Here is a 25,336-nt window from a genome sequence, read left to right as displayed (position 1 = left end):
CCCCTAGGCTTTGATAAGCGGGCTGCCCTATAATCCAGAAATGGATACCTCAATACCTCAGGTGATCGTGGCCGCGGATGGCGGTGGCAGTGGCTGCCGTGCCGCAGCGGGAACCGTTTCGCGCGGAATCATCGCGCAGGCCATAGGCGGTTCCGGCAATATCCACAGTGATTTTCGCAGCGCCCTTGCCAATTTGACGGATACCATTGACCGGGCCTTGCTGAACGCAGGTTTGCAAAACACCTCACCCGCCCAGATCACCGCACATCTTGGCGTCGCCGGTGCGCATTCAACAGTGGAAATTTCAGCGCTCCTTGCTGCCCTGCCCTATGGTCGGGTCACTGTATCCGGCGACCGCGATACCTCGGTCCGCGGTGCCCTTGGGGATGCGGACGGGTTTCTTGTTGCCCTTGGCACAGGCACGATTGTCGCCCGGCAGGAAAACTTGCAAATGCGCACCGTGGGCGGATGGGGTTTCCATCTTTCAGATCAGGCATCCGGCGCGTGGCTGGGCCGGCGGCTGTTGGAGGAAGTTGTTCTAGCCGAAGATGGATTGCGCGCCCATACTGAACTGAGCCGCAGAACCCTCAAAGCCAAAGGCGGGCTGGTTGGTATAGTTGAATTCAGCAGCCTGGCCTCACCCGCCGATTATGCGCAATACGCACGCTTGGTGATTGAGGCGGTCGAATTAGGCGACACTCTGGCGCTTGGCTTGATCGCGCAAGGTGCTGCTTATCTGGAAAAAGCACTGAATGCGCTCGGTTTCGAGACCGGAGATTGGCTTACGCTTGCCGGTGGTGTCGGACCGCATTATGCAAAGCATCTTCCGAATTACTTCAAATTCAACCTTCAACCGCCGCAGGGCTCGGCTCTGGATGGCGCGTTTGCCATGGCGCTGCAACTCGCCAAGGGTCAAAAATGACACAACCCCAAGCATTTGTCGGTGCAGATGTGTTCGACGGAAAGCGCCTGCTGACGGGTCAAGCAGTGGTGGTTGCAAACGGTCAACCCGAAATCCTGCCGCCTACCACACTCTCCGGTTCGATTTCATTGGTTACTCTTCAGGGCGGCACGTTCCTCCCCGGTTTTGTCGATCTGCAGGTCAACGGCGGCGGTGGTGTGATGTTCAACGATTCACCTGATATCACCTGTCTCACCACCATAGCCCGCGCCCATTCCCGTCTCGGGACGCGCGCCTTTCTCCCTACGTTGATCACCGATACGCCCGCCCAGACCACCGCAGCAATTGCAGCCGTAACAGCAGCCGTCGAACTGGGCGTCCCCGGAATCATTGGCCTGCATCTTGAGGGTCCTCACCTTTCCACGAGCCGTAAAGGCGCTCATGACGCTGCCTTGATCCGCCGCATGGACGATACCGATTGCGCTGAATTGAGCGCCGCTGCCCGCACCCTGCCCAATCTTCTGATCACAGTCGCGCCCGAAAGCGTCACAGCTGCGCAAATCAGCACCCTCAGGGACGCGGGTGCTATTGTTTTTCTTGGTCACAGCGACTGTGATTTTGAAACGGCTGCCGCAGCCTTTGATGCTGGTGCGCAGGGCACCACTCATTTGTTCAACGCAATGAGCCAACTGACCAGCCGCGCGCCCGGTCTTGTTGGTGCCACGCTGAACACAGGTGCTGCCTCCTGCGGCTTGATCGCTGATGGCATCCATGTGCACCCCGCGACCATCCGATCCGCCCTGGCGGCCAAGGCAGGTCCGGGGGCGGTATTCCTTGTCACGGATGCGATGGCCTGTGCAGGATCGGACATCAACCAGTTCATGCTAAACGGGCGCAAGATCCTGCGCAATGGAGGCAAATTAACCCTTGAGGATGGCACATTGGCGGGGGCAGACCTCGACATGGCGAGGGCGCTGCGCGTGATGATCAATGAGGTTGGCGAACCAACCGAACAGGCCTTTGCACGCGCAACGTCGATTCCGGCATCACTATTGCGCAGCCCCCAAGGTGCAGGAGAATGGCCCGACAATGAGAGCGGCCTGATTTATCTCACACCGGATTTTCGTGTGCTAACGGTGGCGGAGCTAACCTGAATGCGCCCCATGGCGACGACGCAGGAACTCGGGCCGTCCTGACAAGGAAAGCCGTGCGTCATTGCGCGACTTGCGAGAAATCACCTTACCGTTCGCCACAACACAAAGCCGGTCCGGACGAAGCCGCAATGCCTCAATCGGATTGCCCGCATCCAACACCACAAGCGATGCCTTGGCCCCGATACGCAAGCCGTATTCCTCCAGCCCCATGATCGCCGCATTGACGTTTGTTACCATGTCAAAACAACGCCGCATCTCATCAGGGCTGCTCATCTGGGCAACATGTAGTCCCATAAATGCCACATCAAGCATGTCGCCCGTGCCCAGCGAATACCATGGGTCCATCACGCAATCCTGCCCCCATCCAACGGTGATACCCATCGCTTGCATTTCCTTGACACGGGTCAGTCCGCGCCTTTTGGGAAAGCTGTCATGGCGACCCTGCAACATGATATTGATCAAGGGATTTGGGATCGCCGCGACTTGTGCTTCTGCAATCAAGGGCAAAAGTTTGGAGACATAGTAACTATCCATCGAGTGCATTGATGTAAGGTGCGAACCTGCGACACGCCCCTGCAAGCCAAGCCGCTGTGTCTCGAACGCCAGCGTTTCGATGTGGCGCGAATGTGGATCATCGGTTTCATCACAGTGCATGTCGACCCTCAAACCGCGCTTTGCCGCAATTTCACAAAGCGTCGTAACGGATCTTGCGCCATCCGCCATCGTGCGTTCGAAATGCGGAATGCCCCCGACGACATCCACACCCATGTCCAGCGCGCGGATCGTGTTGTCATAAGCTGTCGGGCTACGAAACAGCCCGTCTTGTGGAAAGGCAACCAGTTGCAGATCGATGTAATCCGCCACCTCACGACGCACCTCCAGCAATACCTCGACGCCCATCAGGCTATCGTGACAGGTATCCACATGTGAGCGGATCGCGAGCAACCCCAGTGAGGCGGCCCAGTCACAGTACTCCAGCGCCCGCGCCTTTACCTCATCGGGAGTCATCACTTGTTTCAATTCACCCCAAAGACCGATCCCCTCCAATAGCGTACCGGACGCATTAATGCGCGGCGTGCCATAGCTCAACGTCGCGTCCATATGAAAATGGGGGTCGACAAATGGCGGACTGACAAGGTCTCCGGTTGCGTCGATCACCTCTGCTGCGTCGGCATCGAGTGTTTCAATTGCAACGATCTTGTGGTCTTTGATACCAATATCCGTGACCCGCCCGTCGGGCAAGTTGCCACCTTTGATGATCAGATCAAACATCAGCGTTCTCCTTTGTTAAAGGGCACCATCAAGGCGGCGGGCACCTGTGCGCGGCGCGACATGACAACCAAGGCAAGAATGGAAAGGACATAGGGTGCCATGAGGAAGATCTGATAGGGGATGTCGGCACCCAGAGGCGTTTGCTGCACCCGGATTTGAAGCGCATCGAAAGCTGCAAAAAGGATTGCGCCAAGGAGTGTCTTGCCCGGTTTCCATGAGCCGAACACAACCAGCGCAATACAGATCCAGCCGCGTCCGTTTACCATCTCGAAAAAGAACGAATTAAAGGCAGACATGGTCAAAAACGCCCCGCCCACTGCCATCAGGCCGCTCCCCACCATAACCGCGCCAATGCGGATCTTGCTGACACTTAGTCCCTGCGCCTCTACAGCGGCGGGGTTTTCACCCGCAGCCCGCACCGCCAGCCCGAGCGGCGTGTGATAAAGGCCAAGGCTGACCACCAGCACCAGCACAAAGGCCAGATAGGTCATCGGTGTCTGCGAAAACAATGCAGGCCCGAGAATGGGCAACTCCGACAATACCGGAATTTCAAAGGGTTGAAAGGCTTCGATCTTGGGGGGCGAGGTGACTTCGGGCAAAGCAAGCCGATAGCAAAAATAGGTCAGAGAAGTTGCGAACAATGTTATTCCAAGGCCGACGACGTGTTGACTTAGCCCGAAAGGGACCGTCAGCACCCCATGCAGCAGGCCGAAAAACATGCCGGATGTCATCGCGATAATGACACCAAACCACAGACCGCCCCCCAGGTATACGGTCATCCAGCCCGCAAATGCTCCCACGACCATGATGCCCTCGATCCCGAGGTTGAGCACCCCCGCCCGTTCGCAGATCAGTTCCCCCAGAGCGGCAAAGATCAGCGGCGAAGCGATACGAATAGCGGCTGTCCAGAAGCTGGCTGAAAGCAGGATCTCGAAAATATCCATCACTCGCGCCTCACCCTAAATTTGGTCAGCATGATTGCCAAAACCATCAACAGCAATGCAAGAGCAAGCATGATGTCTGCAAGATAGGTCGGCACCCCCGCCGCACGGCTCATGCTGTCCGCACCGACGAAAATACCCGCAACGAACAATGCGGAAATCACGACACCAAGCGGGTTCAAAAGCGCCAGCATCGCAACGATAATGCCCGTATAGCCGAAACCAGGTGAAATATCCAAAGTAAGCGCCCCCTTGAGGCCCGCCACTTCAGAGAAACCCGCAAGAGCCGCGAGGCCACCGGACAACAACGCCGTCTTGATCAGAACGCCCGTTACCGGGATGCCCGCAAAACGCGCTGCTTCTTTGTTCAATCCCACTGCCCGCATCTCATACCCCAGGGTTGTGCGGATCTGGATTATCCAGACGACAAACGCGGACAGCAAAGCAAGCCCGAATCCCCAATGCAGACGCAACCCATCCACCATGCGTGGCAATCGCGCCTCGGCGATCAGGCGTGCGGATTTGGGCCATCCCAGCCCCATGGGATCTTTCAAAGAGCCCTCAAGCAGCATGGAGACCCACAAGATCACCACAAAATTCAAAAGCAATGTCGTCACGACCTCATCAACGCCGAACCGTGTTTTAAGAAAGGTTGGCACCAACAATGTAAGCGCCCCGGCAAACATCCCGGCCACGGCTATGGTAGGCAGCAGCGCAAAAGCCGGCCAGCCAAGCGCCCCGGTTCCCAACACCACAGTAACGACCGCACCAACATATAGCTGAGCTTCGGCCCCGATGTTCCACAATTGCGCTCGAAAGGCGACCGCAACGGCCAGACCGGTAAAGATCAGCGGCGTCGCGCGGTTGAGCGTTTCCAAGGCCGCGAATTTTGACCCAACGGCACCTTTGATGATCAACCCAAGCACCGAAAAAGGCTGTGCACCGGCAATCATCGCGAGAATGGATGCGACAACCACTGTCACGCCGAGCGCCAGCGCAGGCAGGCCCAGCCTGCGCAAAAGGCCCGGGTTGGCAATAGGTTCAAGCCGCATCCGAATGACCCTCAAATCCGTGTCCCGCCATCCAGATACCCAGCTCTACGGCACTTAATGCGCCGCGGGCAAAAGGTGGCGACAAACGCCCTTCGGAAATCACGTGGATCACGTCTGACAGCGCGGTAATCTCGTCCAGATCTTCCGAAATCAGCAACACCGCTGCACCACGATCGCGTGCTGCCAACAGTTGTTCATGCACATAGGTCAAGGCACCAATATCAAGGCCGCGAACAGGTTGATTGGCCAGAATGACTTGCGGTGCTGTCTCAAACGCACGCCCCAAGATCAGCTTTTGCATGTTTCCACCCGACAATAGCCGGATAGGGGTATCGAGACCGGGACAGCGCACATCATATCCGTCAAGAACCCTCTGCGCGAACGTTCTCGCAGCAGACCAGTCCATCCAGCCATTACGACTGAAGGGCGCGGTGGCATATAATTCCAACATCGCGTTTTCAATGAGGTTGAAATCGGCGATTGTCCCTGTCTTGTGTCGGTCTTCGGGGATCCGGGCGACCCCGGCATCCAAGGCAGCGCGGGGATGCCAATTCCGGGGTATTTCGTCTGACAGACGCATGTGGCCTGTGGCGGGTGTCGTCAACCCTCCCAAAAGGTCAGCCAAGGCCGTTTGACCATTGCCCGACACCCCAGCAAGGCCGACAATCTGGCCTGCATGTAAGTTCATATCAACCTGTTTCAGTCCCGGTGCCGCACCTTTGTCGGGTGTAGATACCCTTTCCAATTTGACCAGTACCTTGCCCGGATTGGCTTTGCGCACCTCTGGTGCTGCGACCTCAGTTCCCACCATCATCTGGGCCAGCTGGTGTTTATCCACATCCGCCGTATCGGCCTGCGCGATCAATTTGCCATGACGCAAGACCACGACACGGGACGAGATCGCCATCACTTCGTGCAATTTGTGGCTGATGAAAATCACAGACAGCCCCAGCGCCACAGCGCGGCGCATGGTCACGAACAAGTCATCGGTTTCCTGCGGGGTCAGTACCGCAGTCGGTTCGTCCAGGATCAATATCCGCGCATCGCGATACAACGCCTTGAGGATTTCAACCCGTTGGCGTTCGCCCACGCTTAATCTACCCACAATTGCATCGGGATCGACCTGTAACCCGTAGTCTTGCACCAACGACAGGATGCGCTGACGTGCGACTGCCTTGCCAAACCCCAGGTGCCACAAGCGCGCAGTACCCAAAACGATGTTTTCCAGCACAGTCATGTTGTCGGCCAACGTGAAATGTTGATGCACCATGCCAACCCCCGCCGCCAGTGCACTACGTGGATTACCCGGAGGCATGGTTTGACCAAAGACCTCAACACGCCCGGCGTCGGACGTATAGTGACCGAACAGGATGTTCATCAGCGTCGTCTTGCCTGCGCCGTTCTCTCCCAAAAGCGCAATAACCTCGCCTTGCCTCAGGTCAAAACTGATCGCGTCATTGGCTGTCAAAGCACCAAAACGCTTGGTAATTTTATCGAGGCGCAAGACAACCTGCGCCTCTTTGTTAACGTTCATCTAGCTGGACTTCGGCTCTTCATCGTTCACTTCAACGACGAAACTGCCGTCTTTGATCGCCGCAGTACGTTCTGCAACCAAAGCCAGCGCTTCCTCGGGGATCTTACCTTCAAAGGTGCCGAACGGTGCCAGCGAGCACCCTCCCGCGTTCATCAATGAATAGACACCGTAATCCTTGGCAGCAAACTCACCCGCCTGTACTGCAGCAATGGCCGCGTCGAGTGTGGGTTCGAAATGCCAGATCGCCGAAGCCACAACTGTTTCCGGGTAATCATTCTGTGTGTCAATCACGTTGCCTATAGCCAAGATACCCTTTTCCTTGGCCGCATCCGACACGCCAAAGCGTTCGGCATATAGCAAATCCGCACCATTTTCGATCATGGCAAAGGCGGTTTCCTTGGCCTTTGGCGGATCGAACCACGAGCCGATAAAGCTGACCTGAAACCGAATGTCCGGTTTTATTTCCGCTGCCCCGGCCATGAAGGCATGCATGAGTCGGTTCACTTCGGGAATCGGAAAGCCCCCGACCATGCCAATATTGCCACTTTGTGTCATTGATCCCGCGATGATGCCGGAAAGATAAGCCGCATCCTGGATGTAGTTGTCAAAGACCGCAAAGTTCGGCAAGCCGGGGTCTTCCTTGAAGGATGATCCCATCAGGAAGGCCACATTTGGATAGTCTGCCGCCACTTCGCGAGCTTCCTGCTCTGCGCCAAATATCTCGCCGATGATCAATGTATTGCCCGCCTCGGCATATTCTCGCATGACGCGGGCATAGTCGGTATTTGAAACGTTCTCGGTAAAGGTATATGCAATATCGCCCCGCGTTTGCGCAGTTTCAGCGGCCAGATGGATTCGGCTGACCCATTGCTGTTCGACGGGCACGGTATAGATCCCGGCGACCTTGATGGTCTCAGCGGCAAAAGCCGTCTTGGGCAAGGTCGCAGCCGCTGCCAGAATTGCGGCGCTGCCCAACAAGTGTCGGCGCGTGTATCTATGATCTGTCATGTGAACCCCCATGTTCATTTCTACATTGATCGTTTGGCAGCGGCACCGGTGAGTCAAGGTGTGTCACTGAAATTGCAACCTTTTCGATCACATTAAAGGGTCAGCGCCTGCAATGCGTGCCTATTCCCTTTCTGAGGTCACGAAAAAAGGTGTGTGGGGGCGACAGCTTGAGGATCTTTCGGGCCGGAGAGTCACAAACCGACCTGGCCTGAAGTTTGAGTTCGACCTTACATTCCCGGCGTAAAAAGTAGCTAACGGCCTTTCAGCCTGCCAATATGGCGGCTGCAGCTTCCAAGGCTCCCGTGCCGCGTGGCACATTAAGTGCGGCAAAACCCGCTTCCATACTGCCTAATACGCCCATCAGCATATGCCCATTGATATGGCCCATATGCCCGATGCGGAAAAAGCCTTGGCCCGCGGGGTCATCCGGGGTCGACATGCCAAGTCCAATGCCAAGGGTGACACCCGCCTCTTGCTCAGTCCAGCGGCGCAGGGCCACGCCATACTCCTTGCCGATATGAAGTGTCGTGACGGCGTGCGAACGATGCGCACGTTCTGCTACATTCATCGCCAGCGGTCCCTTTTGCCCCCAGACATCGCAAGCCGCCCAAATGGCGCTTGCGAGCTTGGCGTGTCGCGCATGGACCGCGTCCAAGCCCTCACCATGGATCATTTGTAAAGCGGCTTGAAGGCCATAGAGATGGTGAATGGGTGCCGTCCCTGCAAAACACTGATAGAACATTTGCGGGGCAGCACGGGGAATCCAATCCCAATAGAGGCTCACGCGTTTCATACGGGCGCGCACTTCTGCTGCCTTTTCATTGAAAAAGACAAATCCAAGCCCCGGTGAAACCATCAGACCTTTTTGCGAGGCACCAACCACGACATCGACGCCCCAGTCATCCATCCGGAATGTTTCAGTGCCAAGCGTCGCGATGCAGTCCACCATCAGTAAAGCGTCATGGCCGACGACATCCATGGTCTTTCGGATCAGCTCAATATCATTGCGTACCGAGGTGGAAGTATCGACATGCGTGCAGATCACAGCCTTGATCTTGCCCTCGGTGTCAGCCCGCAGCGCAGCCTCCAACGCCTCACTGGTGACGGGCGTGCTCGGACCGCAATTCAACGGCTGCACCTGCGCGCCCAGCCGGGTCGCGACCTCGCCCCAACCGACACCAAAAATACCGTTGAAAATACCCAGCACCTCGTCGCCCTCGGTCAGGACGTTCGCGAGCGCAGCTTCCCAGGCACCATGCCCGTTAGCGATGTAAATCGTGGCATTGTGTTTGGTCCCAACGATGGATTTGAGGCCCTCTCGCAGCTCCGGCATCATATCGGGCAGCTCGCCTTCGTAAATGTTGGGCGCGGCCCTGTGCATGGCACGCAGCACAGCATCGGGTATTACCGAAGGGCCGGGAATAGCCAGATACCCGCGCCCACCCGCTGCTGAATTGAAATTTGTCATTGCCTCACTCCTACTTCCGATTTCCAACAGCTTTGGCCAGAACGGCGTACGTAACTATCCGCACAACGCAATCCGGCAAAAAATCCGTGACCTTTTATGATTTCGGCCATCGAATGGTGCGCAGGGAACGCGCATCGGCGTTTTTTTTGGACGCCGCCGGCAGCAAAGCACAGCATCATGCGGTGCCTTTGCTGCCCAGTTCAGATGCGAGTTGATCGAGGCTTTTTGTGACAATCCCGAGCATCTCATCAACTTCTGCTTGTGTAATGATCAGCGGTGGACAAAAGGCAAGCGCGTCAACCATATTGCGTGAAATGACACCATTTTCGGACATAAGGGCGTTCAAACGCCCCCCGAGTTCTCCCGGAGCGAAGATAGTGTCGCTCTCCTTGGGCGGTACAATTTCAATTGCGGCAAGAAGGCCCCTGCCGCGCGCCTCTGCGACCAGGGGATGGGCCGTCATTTCATTCAGACGTCTCAGCAAATGCCCACCTACCTCTGCCGCCTGTTCAACCAGACCACGCTCTTCGATGATATTGAGGTTTTCGAGCGCGACAGCCGCGCCCACCGGATGACCACCGGCCGTAAACCCGTGCCCCAATACGCCGATCCTTTCGCTCTCGTCCGCAATGGGCTGATAGAAACGATCATTGACCATGATCGCGGCAAACGGGAAATAAGAAGAGGTGATTTGCTTGGACATGGTGATGACATCCGGGGTGATGCCCAAGGTTTCCGAGCCGAACATCTTGCCGGTACGGCCAAATCCGCAGATGACCTCATCTGCGACCAGAATGATGTCATACTTTGCCAGCACCGCCTGAATTTTGGTCCAATAGGTCGCCGGGGGCACGACCACCCCGCCCGCACCCATAATTGGCTCTGCGATAAAGGCCGCGATGGTATCGGGCCCTTCAGCCTTGATCATCGCATCGAGATCCTCTGCACAGCGCGTCGCAAAATCTTCTTCGCTTTCGCCATCACGCCCGTCCCGCCAATAATATGGGCAGGTCGTATGCAAAACGCCTTCGATCGGCAGGTCGAACGAACGGTGATTGTTGGGCAGACCCGTCATTGATGCTGCGGCAATAGTCACACCATGGTAGCCGCCAAGACGTGAAATAATTTTCTTCTTTTGCGGCTGACCCATCGCATTCGAGCGGTACCACAGCATCTTGAGGATAGTATCGTTCGCTTCGGAGCCGGAATTGGTGTAAAAGACCTTGCTCATCGGGACGGGCGCGATGCCGATCAAGCGTTCAGCCAGATCGATAGCAGGCCCATGACTCTTGTGCGAGAAATTGTGATAGAATGGCAGCTTGGCCATCTGTTGTGCGGCTGCATCCACGAGGCGTTGCTCATCAAACCCTACAGCAACGCTCCACAGGCCCGCCATCGCCTCGATATAGGATTTGCCAGTGTTGTCGAAAACGCGAATGCCCTTGCCCGTTTCTATCACCATGGGGCCTTTGGCCTCGTGGGTCCGGGCATTGGTGTAACCGTGGAAATGATACGCGACATCACGCGCCTCGAAAGAATTGGGAAGGATATTCATGACTCAGCTTTTCTCCAGTTTTGCCGCGCAATGTTGCAATAGGCTCTGCATCCGTAGTGAACCTACCGAACGAATCCGGTTCAGCCTTTCAACATGCAGGGTAGGCGCAATCGTTGATGGCTTTATCAGACACAGAAATTTTTGAATGTTCATTTTCAACTTTTCAATCTGGTATTTCTTGCATGACCAAAACGATCGTTGCGGGACGGTTCGTATCGTTTTTCAGGCAGCGTGCCTCATGCGGTGCGAAAAAGCATGAATCCATGGGGCCGAGAACCATCTCTTCAATACCGTTACTGACGGTCACATGCCCGTCGATAACGAGGTAGAGTTTCTCCTGCGCCGATTCCTTGAGCGAGGTGTGCCCCCCCGGCAGCAATTGAGACATCCCCATCCACATTGATTTTGCCGCGCTTGCCTCTTTGCCCTGCAGGCGCAAACATTTCATGTCGAAATGTTCGGGGGCGGAATAGGACTGCACATCGGATAACCTGTTTACGTGCATCCTAGACCTCTTGAGCAAAATGCAATGCTGGTGCGATATGCATGATGGTCCGGGTAAACATCAGGGATTTCTCCTTTGCCGAATTAGCATTCGGGTAGCCCCAATAGCGCCCGCGCTTCGTCTGGCGTTGCAATTTTCCCACCCAGGTTTTCAATCAGGTCGCGTGCACGTTCGGTAAGTTCACCATTGCCCTTTGTCAGCTGCCCGCGCGCAATAAAACTGGTGTCCTCCATTCCAATGCGCAAATGACCACCGAGCAACCATGATTGCACCAGCATGGGAAAAGCCATGCGCCCAATCCCGAAACCGGTCCATGTACTTCCGGCGGGCAGCATCCGCACAGCGGTCGCCAGCGCGTCCGGGGTCGATGGCAGCCCGTATTTCACGCCCGTTACGATGGAGCACAGCATCGGTCCTGCAAGAGATCCATCCCTGAGCATATCGTGCGCCAGACCGATGTCGCCCGTATCGAATAGTTCAATCTCCGGTTTGACGCCGGCATCCCGGATAATCTCCGCCATGATGCGGGCATTGCGTGGCGTGTTGATCACTACCTGTCCGCCAGAATTCATAGTGTTGAGATCAAGCGTGCAAATGTCCGGTTTAAGCGCGGAAATATGCTCCACCCTTTTTTCAGGAGGCAGCAGCGTCGTGCCTGGACCGGCAATGGCAGGATCACTTTCGGACGGCACATACCTCCCCCCCGGACCCGTTGTCAGGTTCAGGATGAGTGAGGTGTTCCTGGCGCGGATCAAGTCGACCACTTTGGCATATAAAGACAGATCCATCGACGGCGCTGCGGATTCGGGATCGCGCACATGAATATGCGCGATAGCTGCCCCCGCATCAGCGGCTTCGAGACAGGCAGCGGCAATTTCCTCAGGCGTTGCGGGCAAGTCCGGATGGTTCTCTCGGGTGGCGAGATTGCCAGTCACTGCACAGGTAATAATGGCTTTCGGCTGCATCACAATGCCCGCCCCGCATCCACCGGGATACGAATACCTGTGGACAAGGGCATATGTGCAATTGCCGCGTAGATCGTATCCGCAACATCTTCGGGTTGGGCGACCAGGCCAAGCGGCGTCGCGGTACCTGCCTTGTGTATCTCGGCTGCGCTGCGTCCGGGTACAAAGGCCGTGGCAACCATGCCGGGTGACACGGACAAAACCCGTATTTCCGGTGCCAATGCAAGACCCAGTGTATGCGACATGGAATCAAGCGCCGCCTTGGCACCGCAATAGGCCACTGATGAACCAAACCCTTTATAAGCGGCGATTGAGGATACGTTGATGATGACACCCTTTCCAGATTCCTTGAGCAACGGCGCAATTGCCCGGATCGTCGCAAAGACACCGCGCCAGTTTGAGGCAAACACTTCGTCAATGATCTCGTCGGTCAAACCGTCAAGATTGTGGTGAGGCACAGGCGTCGTTGTCCCCGCCGCATTCACAAGAATGTCGGCACGACCAAAATGCCTTGCAATCTCGGACTGGAATGCCGTGATGCTTGCGCTGTCGATCACGCTCACCTGCAGGGCAATATGTCCGGAACCCGGCAGGCGCCTTAGCAGCGCCTCGGCCTTCTCGCGGTTGGAGCGATAGCCGACGACGAGGGTCGCGCCTGCTGCGGCAAGTTTCTGGCAAGTTGCGGAGCCGATACCACCCGAACCACCAACCACAACTGCAATCTTGTCCTGCAATTTCTTAACCATTATGCGCCGCCTTTGTCTTGCCTGTTATCGGTGGAACCGGGAAGGTCGGAGTGCCAGGTTTCAAAACAAAATCATATTCGCAAGTATAGAATGGCACCTGGGCCTTCGGGTAATCTGCATGCGGCTTTGTATGTTCAACCAGTTCACCACAGATTTGCCGTTTCGCGCCAAAGACGACATCCATCGCCATCGACTGTTCGTCGTCCGTAAAAATTTGTGTGATCAGTGTCTTATGGCCCGGTGCCGACACAATGAAATGGACATGAGCCGGGCGCATTGGGATCCGGTTTTGTGCTTTCAACAATTCACCCGCCGGACCAAAGGTGGGCACCGGATACCCCTTGGGGCGAACCGAATGAAACTCATAGCAGCCATCAGCGCCGGTCAACTGGACACCCCGCAGATTGAAGTCGTCCTGATCCGGATCCTGATTTTCATAGAGCCCGTCAGGCGAAGCCTGCCATATATCCAATGTCGCCCCTTCGACCGGTTTGCCATCCAATCCGGTAACGCGTCCCTTGATAAAAAACTCGGCACCTCGAGTGACGGAACGGGCGATAGTCTCGCCAAGTTTGCAAACCGGGCTTTCTCCGCGATAGAACGGCCCCAGCAGCGCGGACATGGTTTCACCCTGCATCCCGTCATTGTTGATCAGATCAATCAATGTCGAAATTCCCAGAACATCGGCGGCCAGGACAGTTTCATTATGGCTCTCATTGGTCGATTGTCCCAAACGAGTGATCCATTGCAGACCTGTCTCGAATTCCTTCTCTGTTGGCCGGGTCTCACGGATAAATGCATGGATATGGCGCACAAGCGACGCCATGATCTCTCTTAACCGTGCATCGTCGGTCTGCGCCATCGCGTTTAACACTTTGGGCGTTACCTGATCTTCGCGAGAAATGATCAGATTAGTCAGCGCGGGATCCTGTAGCTCTTGTTTATCCATAGCGATCTCATTCAATTTTTATTGAGCGGCATTCTCGACCGCCCGCAAAGGCTTGCGCCATCCATCCAGCCTGACGGCACCGACCGGGTCGCTGCCTTGTTCAGCGATGCGATGAGCAAATGGCGAACACTTGTGCCGGGTTGGCCGATTGGTGACCGAAGTGCGAACCGACGAGAAGCGATCAGCTGGCAACCGTATAGCCGGCATCGCGCATGATCCGATCAGAAGATTCCACCAAACGGGTCCGCACCGAACGCAGCTTGTCATCTCCATAAGCCAGGACACCGCCGCGCTTTCGCACCTCACCGGCCACCAAAACGGTATCGACGTTTCCGGCGTGGGCAAATTCAACGGCTGAAAACAGCGGATTACGCACTGGAAACAGGTTGAGATCATTGGCCCGCAGCAAGACAATATCGGCCTGTTTTCCCGGGGTCAGCGTCCCGATACGATGGCCGAGGCCCAGGGCTTCTGCGCCACCGATCGTCGCCCATTTTAGCGCATCACGCGTGGTAACAGGCTTGTTCTCGATTGGCGTTTCCGGCTTCACAAGGTCTTCGCGGACGCGTTCGTTCAATACATAGGCGAGCGCAAGCTGCATCTCGCGGAACATATCCCCCGGTATTTTGGGTTCAACATCAACACCCAGTGACGGAAGACCGCCGAAGTTGATCACGCGATTAACAGCCGGCGGGCGCCCATAGCCACGGACCTCGCTTTGCACAGAGGAAGTGACGGTGATGCCCGCTTCCACGATCTCGCGTAGTTCCTCATCGGACAGATAGTTACCGTGTACAATATTATGATCCGGCCCAAGGATACCTTCCTTGATCAGGATTGAATAGCCATCCTTCATCAGCTCTTCATGCTTGCGTTTGGTCGCATGAGAGGTGGTGCGCAGGCCAAAATCACGGGCCAAAGCAATGTTTGCACGGATCGCCGGTTCCTTTGCCCAATGGGGGCCAGGAATTGCAAGAGCCATCGTCACCAACTTCTCGTCGCTCGAAAGCCGGTCTCGGATTTGCTTGACCCGCTCACGCGGATGGGTGCGCTGATCTAACGGCGTGTCTTTTTCCTCTTCTGGGCGCAGCACACCAGTTCCCAACACATAGACACTGCGAATGCCGGAATCCTCAAGACCATCGACCGAACGCTCTGCCTGATCCGTCGAACGGATGTTGTGGCAATAGTCCAGCAATGTCGTGACGCCGGCGTCGAGCCTGCTTAACGACCCGGCAAGCGTTGCGATGTAGTTGTCCTCGGGGGTGAAATAAACGCTCATACCGGCAAAGACGTCGCGCAGATATTCCCCTTTGCGCCAATCGCAACCGATCGCCTTCAGCCCGGTTTCCCAGGTGTGCAGATGGGCATCGACCATGCCGGGAATGGCGATCATCTCGCTGGCGTCGATCACCTCGTCAGCCTCGCCAAGATCAGTGCCAATGGCCAGAATCTTGTCATCACCAATCAGAATGTCGGCACCTGTTACATCCCCAATGGTATCATCCAGTGAAACGACCCAGCCACAGCGGATTATTGTCTTTTTCATGAGCGTTGCTCTCCCTCTTGGGCCAAGGCCGCACCGGGCGTAAAGTTGGCTTCTTCCATTGCGCGTTGCGCAGATGCATGCATCTCTTTCATTCGCTGGGCGAGAAGTTGGTCATCAAAGACCAACTTGCCATGCCGCTTGCGGACAACCCCGTCAACGATAACCGTATCCACGTTCTTGGCGCTGGCCTGTTCCACGATGGTGTAGACCGGATCATGCACCGGGAAGATGTTCAGGTCGTTGGCGCGCAGCATGGTGATGTCTGCCTTCATGCCCGGCGCAAGCGTGCCGACACGATCGTCGATTCCCATCGCTTTGGCGTTGCCGATTGTAGCCCATTCAAGAGCCTCACGTGTGAGGACCGGCATTTCGGTCAGCGCGGGCTTGCCTTCTTTGGCATTATTACAATGGGCGATCCATCGTGCACTCATCAGCGCGGCATGCATCTCCCGAAACATTTCGCCGGTGACAATGGGTTCAACATCCACACCGATGGAAGGCATGCCCCCCAGTTCGCGCACACGCATCACCATGGGCTCTGGCGCATGGCCATGCAATTCGACCAGCACCGTAGCAGTAATTGTCGCGCCGCAATCGACGATCGCCTTCAGTTCTTCGTCATCGATGTAGTTGCCGTGAACGATGTTGTGATCTGGGCCAAGCAACCCGGCCTTGGCCAGAGCCAGATAGCCCCGCGGCGTGATGCATTTGTCGTTGGGTTTCGTCGCATGTGAAGTTGTGAAAAGGCCAAATTCACGGCCAAGACGGATATCCGCCTCTGCAACCTCTTGGGTGCCGTAATGAGGTCCAAGCACCGCCATCGCCAAGGTGACCCGCTGATCATCCGAAGCCATGCGGCCATTGCGCAATGCCTCGATCCGATCACGCGGATGCGGGACATGGGTAAAGGGAACTTCCCCCGGTGCCGCGGGCGGCTTGGCCGTACCATGGGCAAACACCGCTCTGATGCCAGATTCCTCCAGACCATCAATGGCCGATTCCGCCATTTCCAGTGATTTCAGGTTGTGACAGAAATCGACAACCGTGGTGACACCACTGTCGATCTGCGCCAAGGATCCGATCAGGTTGCCCAGATAATTGTCCTGCGGACCATAGCGCGTTGCGATATTCGCATGGATGTTGGCATGGTAATCCGGCCCCATCCATTCAGACCCAATCCCGCGCAGGCCGCATTGCCAAACGTGGATGTGACCATTGATCAGACCCGGCATAACAATCATTTCGGATGCATCAATCACCTCATCATGAGCCGCATCCAGAGATTTGCCAGCAGCCAGAACCCGATCACCCTGGATCAGCAATTCCCCCCCGACCAAGTTACCGACAGCAGGATCCTGAGTGACGAGCCACCCACATTTGATTAGCGTTTTTTTCAAGGTTCTAGCTCCAAGCATTCTTCAGGCCGACCAGGATGCACAGGCACGGTGCGGCGATTTATCAGATCAACCCCTCAACCAATCATTAAACGCAACAGACGTTTCCAGTCGGGGTCAATCGCAAGCGTTGCACGATTCAGCAATCGATTGCACACTAGGCAAATAAATTTTCGACGTCAATGCCATTCCACACCCACCCTCCCCACCATAAATCCCGCGACAAAACAGGTGCTTCTTAAGGTCAAAATCCGCAACCGAATCAAAAAGACATCCGAATCAAGCAGGGCGAATTAAATGTTTGGAATCTCCCCGAGAGACTTGAATCTCCCGCTTCGCAAGCCACGAGATCAATCTTAAATTATTGATAATGATTGATTTTTTCTAAATTCACGCGATCGATCCCGTGAAAAACCAGCAGGGTCAGTTGATCAAACCCACCACAAACCTTGCTGCGTAGTATTCATACAGCAAACCGCCCTGTTAAGCCCGAGTTGGTTCAGTGACACCTCATTGCGACCTATGCGCAGACATTCCATATTGACATCGTGCAAACGATTGCGATAACTTTCTCCCTGTCGACGCAAGCCGATTGCCGCCACTGAACGCAACCAAAGCGACACGCTTGAGGTGCCGGGCAGCCAGGTTGACACAAACGACGCAGCGAAACCGCTCAATATTTCTAACTTCTTCAGGAGCTACGCCTTGAACCTCGAATCCTCATCCAGCACTCCTACCGAAATGTTGGCGACCCGTGCGCGCCTCGCGACGAAGGTAGCTGAGATCGCATCGCTTAGCCCCGAAATCGTGACAGAGGCAATCACGACAGACGATGAAAACGATGCGATTGTTCAGGTTCGTGCAGCTGCGGTGAATCCATCCGATGTAAAAGCTGCAACCGGCTTGATGCCCTACGCTGTATTTCCGCGTACGCCGGGGCGTGACTTCGCCGGAACGGTTATCGCTGGTCCGGCAGATCTGATCGGCAAGGATGTCTTCGGATCCTCGGGGGATCTCGGTATTCGTCGTGACGGGACGCACGGCACGCATGTCATCGTACCTAGAGGCGGGCTGGTTCCCAAACCCTCGGCCATGAGTTTTGCTGAAGCCGCTAGTATTGGTGTCCCTTTCGTCACGGCGACAGAAGGTTTTCGTCGTGCCGGCATGCCAACGGCCAAAGACGTTGTGGTTGTCATGGGGGTCAACGGAAAAGTGGGCCAGGCCGCCACCCAGATTGCGACCTGGCGCGGCGCGCGTGTGATTGGCGTTGTGCGCCGCGATGAAGGCTACGAAGGCCATGCCTCAGCGGAGGTCGAAATCATAAACGCAGCAGTTGAAGACGTTGGTGAGCGTGTTGGTGCCCTTACGAATGGGCGCGGTGCCGATATTGTATTTAACACGGTTGGTGACCCCTATTTCGCAGCTGCACACAAAAGCCTTGGCAAGCTCGGCAGGCAAATCCTGATTGCTGCGATCAATCACGTCGTAGATTTCAACATTTTTGAGTTCTATCGCGGCAGACATAGTTATTACGGCATTGATACCCTCGCACTGTCCAGCGCCGAAACCGGTGACGTGCTCAAGGAACTGCTTCCAGGTTTCGAGAGTGGTGCATTAAAGCCGTTCACTGTCGCAGACGGAGCCCAATACAGCCTTCAGAATATTTCAGAGGCCTATGCAGCCGTCATGACCTCAAGTCGCGAGCGGGTCTTCATCATTCCAGAGAGTGACAAATGACGGTCTCGAATTTCTCCGCAATGACAGGATGCCAAGCGCCCGATGACTTCGGTGGCCGGTTAACAGTGTCGGGCGCAATGTTTTGCGTGCCCGACGCCCCGTTCAGCGAGTTTGTCGGACCCTTCGGAGGGAATTGGCCCAAGAGGTTATGCCATCACGCCAAGAAATACGCCGGGCGAAACAACGCACCGCAAGAACGTCAACTAGACCAACATACTGAAATGCCAAGCTAAAGGGAGATGAAATCAATGATAAACAAAGTCGCGAAAAGCGTTAGATATTCAGTTGCAGCCGGGTGTCTGGCCATTGCGGGGGTCGGCGGCGCCGTCTGGGCTGAACCGTCGGGCACGCTCAGATGGGGCGCGGCCTTTGAACCTCAGGGGTGGAACCCGCAGGTACAGCCAAACACCACCTTTTCACAATTGATCTATGAAGGTCTGCTTGAAATGGGCCCCGATGGAGAGACTCTGCTACCGAGTTTGGCCCATGAATGGACAGTCACGCCGACAGACATCACCTTCAAACTGCGCGAAGGTGTCGTATTCCATGATGGGACACCCTTCAACGCCGATGCCGTGATCGCGAACATCAAGAATGTGCAGGCTGCTTCCAACCGCTGGCGCGAGACCGTCGCTGGCATCAAAGACGTCGTGAAGGTTGATGATTACACCGTTCGGCTGGACCTGAACACGCCAAGCCCCGCACTGCTCTTCACACTGGCCCAACGGGGCCTGCATTTCACCAGTCCCAAAGCGCTTGCTGATGGCACATGGGAGACCAAACCTATCGGCACCGGCCCCTATACCTTTAACGAAGCCGAAACGGTGAGCGGGTCGAACTATGTGTTTGATTATTTTGAGGGGTACCACAACCCGGAGGCAGTCGGACCGGAACGGGTAGAGATTTTTTATCTTCCTGACTCTGCGGCGCGGTACAATGTGCTTCTTGCCGGTCAGGTTGATGCGATTGATGGCGATCCGACACAGGTTGCCGCAGCCGAATCCATGGGGTTTGCGAACCATTACTGGTCCACACTACGCTACCACCTGATCATGCTTGACCGCAAAGACCTGTTGGGGGACGTCAATGTCCGCAAAGCTCTGTGCATGTCGATGCCGCTCGATAACATCAACGCCGCCCGTTACGAAGGGCTTCTGAAATTCCCAAGCCAACGTTTCGACGAAGGTAACGCGGCTTATGTTGCCGGCCTGGAACCATACAAATATGATATTGAAGGCGCGAAAGCGCTGCTTGCTGAGGCTGGGAATCCGGACATCAACCTCGAACTGCCAAGCCCCGATTTCATGCGGGTCATATCTTCTTTGGCAAAGGAAAGCTTTGACAACAGCGGGTTGAAAACTGAAATCGTGATGATGCCAATTCCGGAATATTTCCAGAATTTCTATTCCGGTCGCTACCCTTTCCTTATCAATACGATGACAGCTGAAAATGGTGGCATGTTCAACTATTACCCATTCCGTTTCGGCATGGGCGGCGCAGCGAATACCTATGATGTCGAACCCCCGGCGCGCCTGGAGGAGCTGTATCAGCAGGCGCTTGTTGCACCCGTCGAAGAACAGCCCCCCCTCTTGCAGGAAATGACGCAGATCATTCATGATGAAGCACTTGATTGCGGCTATTTCGACACGGTTGGCGTGGTGCATTACAACACCAATACCATTGCGAATATAGCAACTACCGTTTGGGAACCTTCGGCGCTGCGTTACAAAGATGTGCGCCTCGTGAAATAATGCAGAAGGGCAAACATATTGCACTTCTCGGCGGGGGGCTTCGCCTCCCGCCGGAACTACGTAACACAGGCCCAGACCACTCCGGGGCTGTGTTCCTTGCAGAATTTTCCGGCATTAAGAGGCAATACACATGTGGAAACTGACTTTCTCCCGGACAATTGCGGCAGTTCCGGTCGTTTTTCTTGTGGGGCTCTGCACCTTCATTTTGTTTCGCTTTGTCCCGGTTCAGGCACCCACGGCGATCCTCGGGGATTCGGCGACACCCGCAGCGATTGCGAGATTGACTGAGGAAATGGGGCTCAACCGGCCTGCACCGATCATCTTTTTTGAATGGATCAGCAATGCCCTGCGGGGCGACTTTGGAAACTCCTATGTGACCGGTCGCGATGTGGCCTCGGAAATTGCCCACCGCATCCCCGTCACGCTTACGCTTGCATTGGGGGGGATCAGCATCGCGATTTTGCTTGGTGTGCCCATTGGTGTTCTGTCTGCGCTCTATCGCAACTCACTTCTTGATCGCGCATTAACCAGCATCGTTTCAGTGCTTCTGGCGATGCCCGGTTTTTGGCTTGCCCTCCTGTTGGTGTTGTTTTTTGCGGTTAAATTGCGCTGGCTACCGGTTGCTGGCTACGCGCCCCCCTCGGCGGGGTTCTGGCCCTGGCTGAGCCGCTTTATCCTTCCGTGCTTCGCGCTGGGCCTCGGAGCCACTGCGAATATCGCGCGCCATACGCGGTCCTCGATGATTCAACAGATCAATTCTCAATATGCGCGTGCTCTGACCGCACGCGGTTGTCCGCGGGGCCGGCTGATCATGCGGTACTGCCTCAAGAATGCAATGATGCCGGTTTTGGCCATCATCGGCATGCTCACCGCTTTGATGTTGAGTGGCTCCTTTGTTGTAGAAAAGGTCTTTTCGCTACCGGGGGCCGGTAATTTGATCCTCGATTCCATCAACCGTGGTGACGTGCCGGTGCTTCAGGCGGTTATCGTGATGGTCGCCCTGTTCATCATTTTTGTAAATCTGTTGGTCGACATCGGATATGGCCTGCTTGATCCAAAGGTGCGTCCGGAATGACAATTACCAATGACACCGCCCTAGGGAAAGACCGTGACATGACCCAAGCGCCGTTTGAAACTGCCCTTGAGCAAACAGCGCCGAAACGACCGAATTTCCTCATGCGCCTGATCTCGCAGCCTGCAACAGTGCTTGCGCTATTGTGGGTCTTCCTTCTCATCATAGTTGCGATTTTCGCGGAGCACCTTGCTCCGGCTGATCCGAATGCGTCAAATGTCATGGACCGTCTGCGTGGCATGTCGCTTGAGCATCTGGCGGGTACAGACGATCTGGGGCGGGACCTGCTCTCGCGCGCGATGTGGGGGGCGCGAGTTGCGCTCCTTGCGGTTGTGATGGCGGTTGGGCCTGCGATCCTTGTCGGTGTCCCGCTTGGATTATTCGTTGCCTATCGTGGTGGTTGGTGGGACCGGATCATCATGCGTCTGCTCGAAGTTGAACAGGCCATCCCGATGCTTCTGCTGGCCTTCACCTTCATCGCGATTCTCGGGCGCGGCTTGACCAACGCCATGCTGGCCGTCAGCGTTGGTTTCGCCATGTCCTATCTGCGCCTCACACGCGCCATCGTACTTGCCGAAACACCCAAGGCCTACGTTCAAGCGGCTGAGGTTCAGGGGTATTCAACACCGCGCATCCTGTTCCGGCACATTCTACCGAATGCCATCGGTCCAATCGCCGTCCAAACCTCGATCCTTGCCGGTGTTGCCATCCTCCTGGAAGCCATGTTGAGCTTTCTTGGCCTTGGCGTAGGAACAGGCAGCCCCAGCTGGGGCGCGATGCTCGACGATGCGCGCCGGTTTCAGTTGCAACAGCCCTTGTTATCGCTGGTACCGGGCATTGCAATCACCTTGACGGTACTTGCCTTCAACCTGTTAGGTGACGGATTTCGCGATGCCTTTAACAGCGACATCATCATGACCAAGCGCAAAAAGGAACGTCTGTTGCCAGCGGCACCGATCGTCGCACCGGAACCTTTCGCACAGGAACCTGACAGTACCGAAAAGACCGTACTTTCATTGGACAAAGTCAGTGTCGAATTTCCCGGACACGATGGGGCCTATCAAAAAGTTGTCAACAAGGTCTCATTGTCGATAAAGCCCGGTCAAATTTACGGACTTGTTGGTGAATCCGGTTCTGGCAAATCCATGACAAGTTCTGCAATCCTTGGTCAGGTGCCCAAACCGGGCCGCATTTCAGAGGGCAGCATTCGTCTTGGTACACGCGAACTTGTCGGTCTGTCTGATCGTGAAATGCGCCAGATTAGAGGTCGCGACATCGGCGCAGTATTTCAGGATCCCATGATGGCGCTGTCACCAGTGCACAAAGTCGGCGACCAGATGATCGAAGGCCTCGTCCGACACGAGGGCATCTCACGCAAGAAAGCGCTGGTCCGGGCTGCAGAATTACTTGATCTGGTCGGCGTGGCAGACGCCCGCAACCGGTTAAACGAATATCCCCATCAGTTTTCAGGCGGGATGGCGCAACGTGCAATGATTGCCGCGGCTCTCATTTGCAAACCTCAATTGCTGATTGCCGATGAACCGACAACCGCACTGGATGCCACGGTGCAAAAACAGGTTTTGGAACTTTTGCGAGAACTTCGCGATACCCTAGGCATGTCGATCCTGTTCATCACCCATGACCTTGCCGTAGTCGGTCAGCTTTGCGACCGGGTCGGGTTTATGAAACTGGGGGAACTGGTCGAAGAAGGTACTGCCGAAGAATTGTTTTCAGCCCCCAAGCATCCCTACACCCGTCAACTCATGCAGGCGCGTGAGGTACTGGACGGCCCTATTGAGGAAACGCCATGACCGATACAGGTAACGAGGTCATCCTTCGCGTAGAGGATCTGCGGGTTCGTTATGAAAAGAGCCGCTCCATTTGGGGGACGCCGCGATATAGCGAGGTGGTAAAGGGGGTTTCCTTTGACATCCGACGCGGCGAAACCTTCGGGCTGGTCGGTGAGTCTGGCTCTGGCAAAAGCACCATTTCAAAAGCGATACTGAGGCAGATACCTGTCATCGGCGGGACGATCTCATTCGAAGGCGAGCGTATCACCGACTGGAAAGAAAAGAACATTCCCCTGTCCTACCGCCGTGCGGTTCAGGTGGTCTTCCAAAGCCCCCGATTGTCGCTCAATACCCGAATGTTGGCGCGCGATACAGTCGCAGAAGCGGTTTCATTCCACCTTGGGCTCAGGGGCGCTGAGTTGGGGCGGCAAGTGGATATGCTTTTTGACGATGTCGGACTCCCCCGCTATCTGGGTGATCGTTACCCGGATGAATTATCGGGTGGCCAACAACAGCGTGTCGCCATCGCGCGCGCTCTTGCATGTGATCCGCGCATGTTGATTTGCGACGAAGCTGTCAGCGCATTGGATGTCTCTACCCAGGCGCAGGTGATCGCCCTGTTGCGCCGTCTTCAGCAAGAACGTGGCCTAAGCTACCTTTTCATCTCCCATGATCTGGGTGTCGTGCGTAACCTTTGCCACAGCGTCGGTGTACTCCAGCATGGTAAATTTACTGACATCGGTAGCGTTTCAGACGTATTCGAACGCCCGGCAAATCAGTACACACGCGATCTGCTCGACGCGATTCCGCGCCTTCCGGGGAGAATGGCCCCCATTGGCGCCGTGTAAAGAGACGCAGGTACCTTTGTTGGCCTCAGATCTGCCGGGTTGAATTGCGCACAACCAGTTCTGGTGCCAAGACGATACTACGCCGCCCGCTGCCCTCTTGATTGATTTCGCTCATCAATAGACGGGCCGCCTCTCGGCCAAGTTCCCGGTGACTGATCCGGATCGTCGTCAGTGGCGGCGATACCATATCAACCAACGGCATGTCATTGTGCCCCACAACAGAAATATCATCCGGCACCTTCAATCCTGCGTCTTGCAAGGCACCATAAGCACCAAGCGCGACAAGATCGTTCGACGCAGCAACCGCCGTGATGTCTGCATTTTGTTCAAGCAATGACTTCATGGCGGCTGCACCTGCTTGGCGCGTGTAGGCGCTGCATTCCACAACAGGCGTATCAGCAGGATCAAAGTCCAATGAGGTCACGGCGTCGTGAAACCCTTTGTTGCGCAGATAGCCCGTCGACAGGTTTTGCGGACCTGCAAGATGGCCAATCCGGCGGTGGCCAAGGGCATGCAGGTGCTCGATGGCCAGCCGCATACCATAAGCATCATCAGAGGTGACGGAAGACACCCGCATTTTGCTTTCGGCGCGGTTGACCAGAACAACCGGCAATCCTTCACTGATGCACTGCTGAACAAGACTGTCGTTGCGGCTTACTGTGGCAAGGATCAATCCCTCGACACGACGCGCCACCAGTTCGAACATCATCTTGGACTGGTTTCGCCCATCATTGCCGACATCCGCAACAATGGTAGCAAACCCTGCCCCCGAGATCACCTCGGCAATACTGCTCAACACCGGAGAGAAGACAGGGTTGGTAATATCCGGCAGGAAAACACCAATCAGCTTGGAGCGTCCCGTGCGCAGGCTTGCGGCAGCTGCGTTTGGATAATACCCCAGTTTCTTGGCTGCCTGTTCTATTCTTTCGGTTGTGGCCTTGCCAATTAATCCTCGCGTCGCGGGGTTCAACGCGCGTGACACCGTCGAAGGGTGAACGCCAAGCTCATCCGCAATCTGCTTAATCGTCATTGAACCGACTCGTCGCAAGGCATTTCCTCCGTTAGCTCATCTTTTAGAATAGTCAGTTGTAAAAAGAAAAGTTGAACAATCTCGCGGCAAATCCGGTATCGACCGCACCGCCTTA

The 25,336-nt window shown here is 55.7% G+C and carries 21 protein-coding genes; 7 read left to right on the top strand and 14 right to left on the bottom strand.

The genetic code is table 11. The features are described 5' to 3' along the window. Positions 1-40 precede the first annotated feature (40 nt). Together OS190_RS15670 and nagA are read left to right on the top strand one after the other, a co-directional pair. On the top strand, positions 41-922 hold the full coding sequence (locus OS190_RS15670) for a glucosamine kinase nucleotide-binding domain-containing protein (RefSeq protein WP_267159662.1): 882 nt from the start codon (positions 41-43) through the stop codon (positions 920-922). Continuing rightward, positions 919-2,055 (top strand): N-acetylglucosamine-6-phosphate deacetylase, encoded by a 1,137-nt coding sequence (nagA, locus tag OS190_RS15665; protein WP_267159661.1) that lies wholly within the window; start codon positions 919-921, stop codon positions 2,053-2,055. The genes OS190_RS15670 and nagA overlap by 4 nt, the downstream gene beginning before the upstream one ends. On the opposite strand, the gene OS190_RS15660 is transcribed toward nagA, so the two are convergent. The 13 genes from OS190_RS15660 to OS190_RS15600 all read right to left on the bottom strand — a co-directional run bounded on the left by OS190_RS15660 (position 2,047) and on the right by OS190_RS15600 (position 16,996). Beyond that, positions 2,047-3,327: an amidohydrolase family protein gene (locus OS190_RS15660; protein WP_267159660.1), complete on the bottom strand. Its 1,281-nt coding sequence runs from the start codon at positions 3,325-3,327 to the stop codon at positions 2,047-2,049. The two genes, nagA and OS190_RS15660, sit on opposite strands and share 9 nt — an antisense overlap. Next, on the bottom strand, positions 3,327-4,271 hold the full coding sequence (locus tag OS190_RS15655) for an ABC transporter permease (protein WP_267159659.1): 945 nt from the start codon (positions 4,269-4,271) through the stop codon (positions 3,327-3,329). Before OS190_RS15655 ends, OS190_RS15660 begins: the two co-directional genes overlap by 1 nt. Beyond that, complete coding sequence (locus OS190_RS15650; RefSeq protein WP_267159658.1) at positions 4,271-5,320, bottom strand: ABC transporter permease; 1,050 nt, start codon at positions 5,318-5,320, stop codon at positions 4,271-4,273. The genes OS190_RS15655 and OS190_RS15650 overlap by 1 nt, the downstream gene beginning before the upstream one ends. Then, complete coding sequence (locus OS190_RS15645; protein ID WP_267159657.1) at positions 5,310-6,854, bottom strand: ABC transporter ATP-binding protein; 1,545 nt, start codon at positions 6,852-6,854, stop codon at positions 5,310-5,312. Before OS190_RS15645 ends, OS190_RS15650 begins: the two co-directional genes overlap by 11 nt. Next, positions 6,855-7,862, bottom strand: a complete 1,008-nt coding sequence (locus OS190_RS15640) for a BMP family protein (RefSeq protein ID WP_267159656.1) — start codon at positions 7,860-7,862, stop codon at positions 6,855-6,857. 262 nt (positions 7,863-8,124) lie between these two features. Beyond that, positions 8,125-9,330, bottom strand: coding sequence for a pyridoxal-phosphate-dependent aminotransferase family protein (locus OS190_RS15635; protein WP_267159655.1), 1,206 nt, complete (start codon positions 9,328-9,330; stop codon positions 8,125-8,127). Between the two features lie 175 nt (positions 9,331-9,505). Next, positions 9,506-10,885 carry an aspartate aminotransferase family protein gene (locus OS190_RS15630; protein ID WP_267159654.1) on the bottom strand — a complete coding sequence of 460 codons (1,380 nt, stop codon included), beginning with the start codon at positions 10,883-10,885 and terminating at the stop codon, positions 9,506-9,508. Between the two features lie 163 nt (positions 10,886-11,048). Then, entirely contained in the window at positions 11,049-11,390 is a 342-nt protein-coding gene (locus tag OS190_RS15625) for a cupin domain-containing protein (protein ID WP_267159653.1), read from the bottom strand. An 83-nt stretch (positions 11,391-11,473) separates the two neighbouring features. Beyond that, entirely contained in the window at positions 11,474-12,355 is an 882-nt protein-coding gene (locus OS190_RS15620; protein WP_267159652.1) for a beta-keto acid cleavage family enzyme, read from the bottom strand. Beyond that, entirely contained in the window at positions 12,355-13,101 is a 747-nt protein-coding gene (locus OS190_RS15615) for an SDR family NAD(P)-dependent oxidoreductase (RefSeq protein WP_267159651.1), read from the bottom strand. Before OS190_RS15615 ends, OS190_RS15620 begins: the two co-directional genes overlap by 1 nt. After that, positions 13,094-14,050, bottom strand: a complete 957-nt coding sequence (locus OS190_RS15610) for a dioxygenase family protein (RefSeq protein WP_267159650.1) — start codon at positions 14,048-14,050, stop codon at positions 13,094-13,096. The genes OS190_RS15615 and OS190_RS15610 overlap by 8 nt, the downstream gene beginning before the upstream one ends. Before the next feature lie 181 nt (positions 14,051-14,231). Beyond that, the gene (locus OS190_RS15605; RefSeq protein ID WP_267159649.1) at positions 14,232-15,599 is read right to left on the bottom strand and encodes an amidohydrolase family protein; all 1,368 of its coding nucleotides are present in this window, start codon (positions 15,597-15,599) and stop codon (positions 14,232-14,234) included. After that, entirely contained in the window at positions 15,596-16,996 is a 1,401-nt protein-coding gene (locus tag OS190_RS15600; RefSeq protein ID WP_267159648.1) for an amidohydrolase family protein, read from the bottom strand. Before OS190_RS15600 ends, OS190_RS15605 begins: the two co-directional genes overlap by 4 nt. 702 nt (positions 16,997-17,698) lie before the next feature. Between OS190_RS15600 and OS190_RS15595 the strand changes: the two genes are divergently transcribed. The 5 genes from OS190_RS15595 to OS190_RS15575 all read left to right on the top strand — a co-directional run bounded on the left by OS190_RS15595 (position 17,699) and on the right by OS190_RS15575 (position 24,191). Continuing rightward, positions 17,699-18,730 carry a quinone oxidoreductase family protein gene (locus tag OS190_RS15595; protein ID WP_267159647.1) on the top strand — a complete coding sequence of 344 codons (1,032 nt, stop codon included), beginning with the start codon at positions 17,699-17,701 and terminating at the stop codon, positions 18,728-18,730. A 248-nt stretch (positions 18,731-18,978) separates the two neighbouring features. Further along, complete coding sequence (locus OS190_RS15590) at positions 18,979-20,481, top strand: ABC transporter substrate-binding protein (protein ID WP_267159646.1); 1,503 nt, start codon at positions 18,979-18,981, stop codon at positions 20,479-20,481. Positions 20,482-20,611: 130 nt separating this feature from the next. Beyond that, positions 20,612-21,556, top strand: coding sequence for an ABC transporter permease (locus OS190_RS15585; RefSeq protein WP_267159645.1), 945 nt, complete (start codon positions 20,612-20,614; stop codon positions 21,554-21,556). Beyond that, positions 21,553-23,364 carry a dipeptide/oligopeptide/nickel ABC transporter permease/ATP-binding protein gene (locus OS190_RS15580; protein WP_267159644.1) on the top strand — a complete coding sequence of 604 codons (1,812 nt, stop codon included), beginning with the start codon at positions 21,553-21,555 and terminating at the stop codon, positions 23,362-23,364. Before OS190_RS15585 ends, OS190_RS15580 begins: the two co-directional genes overlap by 4 nt. Beyond that, positions 23,361-24,191, top strand: coding sequence for an ABC transporter ATP-binding protein (locus OS190_RS15575; protein ID WP_267159643.1), 831 nt, complete (start codon positions 23,361-23,363; stop codon positions 24,189-24,191). Before OS190_RS15580 ends, OS190_RS15575 begins: the two co-directional genes overlap by 4 nt. Before the next feature lie 25 nt (positions 24,192-24,216). Here the strand turns inward: OS190_RS15575 and OS190_RS15570 are convergent, their stop codons facing one another. Continuing rightward, positions 24,217-25,221, bottom strand: coding sequence for a LacI family DNA-binding transcriptional regulator (locus tag OS190_RS15570; protein WP_267159642.1), 1,005 nt, complete (start codon positions 25,219-25,221; stop codon positions 24,217-24,219). Positions 25,222-25,336: the final 115 nt, after the last annotated feature.

The sequence above is a fragment of the Sulfitobacter sp. F26204 genome, assembly GCF_026410305.1.
In the GTDB taxonomy this organism is placed as follows: domain Bacteria; phylum Pseudomonadota; class Alphaproteobacteria; order Rhodobacterales; family Rhodobacteraceae; genus Sulfitobacter.
This window is presented reverse-complemented; position numbering and strand designations above follow the sequence as displayed.

Excerpts from the sequence above, each read along its gene's own strand:
- OS190_RS15670 (WP_267159662.1), top strand. The coding sequence starts at position 41 with ATGGATACCTCAATACCTCAGGTGATCGTGGCCGCGGATGGCGGTGGC.
- nagA (WP_267159661.1), top strand. The coding sequence starts at position 919 with ATGACACAACCCCAAGCATTTGTCGGTGCAGATGTGTTCGACGGAAAG.
- OS190_RS15660 (WP_267159660.1), bottom strand. The coding sequence starts at position 3,327 with ATGTTTGATCTGATCATCAAAGGTGGCAACTTGCCCGACGGGCGGGTC.
- OS190_RS15655 (WP_267159659.1), bottom strand. The coding sequence starts at position 4,271 with ATGGATATTTTCGAGATCCTGCTTTCAGCCAGCTTCTGGACAGCCGCT.
- OS190_RS15650 (WP_267159658.1), bottom strand. The coding sequence starts at position 5,320 with ATGCGGCTTGAACCTATTGCCAACCCGGGCCTTTTGCGCAGGCTGGGC.
- OS190_RS15645 (WP_267159657.1), bottom strand. The coding sequence starts at position 6,854 with ATGAACGTTAACAAAGAGGCGCAGGTTGTCTTGCGCCTCGATAAAATT.
- OS190_RS15640 (WP_267159656.1), bottom strand. The coding sequence starts at position 7,862 with ATGACAGATCATAGATACACGCGCCGACACTTGTTGGGCAGCGCCGCA.
- OS190_RS15635 (WP_267159655.1), bottom strand. The coding sequence starts at position 9,330 with ATGACAAATTTCAATTCAGCAGCGGGTGGGCGCGGGTATCTGGCTATT.
- OS190_RS15630 (WP_267159654.1), bottom strand. The coding sequence starts at position 10,885 with ATGAATATCCTTCCCAATTCTTTCGAGGCGCGTGATGTCGCGTATCAT.
- OS190_RS15625 (WP_267159653.1), bottom strand. The coding sequence starts at position 11,390 with ATGCACGTAAACAGGTTATCCGATGTGCAGTCCTATTCCGCCCCCGAA.
- OS190_RS15620 (WP_267159652.1), bottom strand. The coding sequence starts at position 12,355 with ATGCAGCCGAAAGCCATTATTACCTGTGCAGTGACTGGCAATCTCGCC.
- OS190_RS15615 (WP_267159651.1), bottom strand. The coding sequence starts at position 13,101 with ATGGTTAAGAAATTGCAGGACAAGATTGCAGTTGTGGTTGGTGGTTCG.
- OS190_RS15610 (WP_267159650.1), bottom strand. The coding sequence starts at position 14,050 with ATGGATAAACAAGAGCTACAGGATCCCGCGCTGACTAATCTGATCATT.
- OS190_RS15605 (WP_267159649.1), bottom strand. The coding sequence starts at position 15,599 with ATGAAAAAGACAATAATCCGCTGTGGCTGGGTCGTTTCACTGGATGAT.
- OS190_RS15590 (WP_267159646.1), top strand. The coding sequence starts at position 18,979 with ATGATAAACAAAGTCGCGAAAAGCGTTAGATATTCAGTTGCAGCCGGG.
- OS190_RS15585 (WP_267159645.1), top strand. The coding sequence starts at position 20,612 with ATGTGGAAACTGACTTTCTCCCGGACAATTGCGGCAGTTCCGGTCGTT.
- OS190_RS15580 (WP_267159644.1), top strand. The coding sequence starts at position 21,553 with ATGACAATTACCAATGACACCGCCCTAGGGAAAGACCGTGACATGACC.
- OS190_RS15575 (WP_267159643.1), top strand. The coding sequence starts at position 23,361 with ATGACCGATACAGGTAACGAGGTCATCCTTCGCGTAGAGGATCTGCGG.
- OS190_RS15570 (WP_267159642.1), bottom strand. The coding sequence starts at position 25,221 with ATGACGATTAAGCAGATTGCGGATGAGCTTGGCGTTCACCCTTCGACG.